Origin of the sequence: Nonomuraea lactucae (genome assembly GCF_003313395.1) — a bacterium.
GTDB lineage: Bacteria > Actinomycetota > Actinomycetes > Streptosporangiales > Streptosporangiaceae > Nonomuraea > Nonomuraea lactucae.
Map to the genome: position 1 here is coordinate 1 of NZ_QNFZ01000412.1, position 1004 is coordinate 1004.

The 1004-nt window shown below is 77.2% G+C and carries 1 protein-coding gene and 1 pseudogene; one reads left to right on the forward strand and one right to left on the reverse strand.

All coding sequences use genetic code 11. From position 1 onward, the window contains the following. Positions 1 to 15 precede the first annotated feature (15 nt). Positions 16 to 714, forward strand: coding sequence for a TIGR04282 family arsenosugar biosynthesis glycosyltransferase (locus DQW85_RS22275; protein ID WP_205315317.1), 699 nt, complete (start codon positions 16 to 18; stop codon positions 712 to 714). 13 nt (positions 715 to 727) lie between these two features. Here the strand turns inward: DQW85_RS22275 and DQW85_RS22280 are convergent. After that, positions 728 to 1004: pseudogene (locus DQW85_RS22280) on the reverse strand (hypothetical protein); the annotation flags it as partial.

Here is a 1004-nt window from a genome sequence, read left to right on the forward strand (position 1 = left end):
CGCCCTCGCGCCGGGATGGCGCCGTCCGTGGCGCCGTCCGTGGCGCGCGGGGCGCCGTCCGTGGCGCCGTCCGTGGCGCAGATCGTGGTCATCGCCAAGGAGCCGGTGCCCGGCAGGGTGAAGACCCGGCTGACCCCGCCCTTCAGCCGGGGCGAGGCCGCCGCGCTGGCCGCCGCCGCGCTGGAGGACACCCTGCGTACCGTCACCCGCGTACCTGCCACGCGCCACGTGCTCGTGCTCGACGGCGCGCCCGGAGCCTGGCTTCCCGACGGGTTCGCGGTGCTGCCGCAGCGCGGACGCGGGCTGGACGAGCGCCTCGCGGCGGCCTTCGAAGACGCCCACCGGGAGCTGCCCGCGCCCACCGTGCTCATCGGCATGGACACCCCGCAGGTCACGGTCGAGCTGCTGGACACCGCGCTGTCCCTGCTCGGCGGGCACGACGCGGTGTTCGGGCCGGCGACGGACGGCGGATTCTGGCTGCTCGGCATGCGCGTCCCCCGCCCGGCGCTGCTGCTCGGCGTCCCGATGTCGCGACCGACCACGGGCGCGGTCCAGTTGCGCAGGCTCCAGGAGGCAGGGCTGAACGTGGCCACGGTGCCGCGCCTGACCGACGTGGACACCGCGGCGGACGCGTTCGCCGTGGCCGCGCTCCTCCCCGGCTCGCTCTTCGCGGCCACCCTCGCCAGGACCACCCCGCACCGCGGGTCCTGCTGAGCGATCGGCCGGATCAGGTGTCGGTCCGCTCCGAGGTCCTGGCCGGAGTCCGTTCCGAAGCCATGGCCGGGGCCCGTTCCGAAGCCATGGCCGGGGCCCGTTCCGAAGCCATGGCCGGGGCCCGTTCCGGAGTCCCGGCTGGAGCCGGGACGCCTTCCGTGGTGGCGGGCCGGTCGAGAAGCCGCGGGGAGCCGTCCGGCGGGGACAGCTCCGGCGCGGCGCTGCCCGCCGCGATGGCGTCGTCGGCACCGCCCGCTGCGATGGCGTCGTCGGCACCGCCGGGCGCGGCC

Coding starts and splice junctions, on each gene's coding strand:
- DQW85_RS22275 (WP_205315317.1), top strand. CDS start 16: ATGGCGCCGTCCGTGGCGCCGTCCGTGGCGCGCGGGGCGCCGTCCGTG.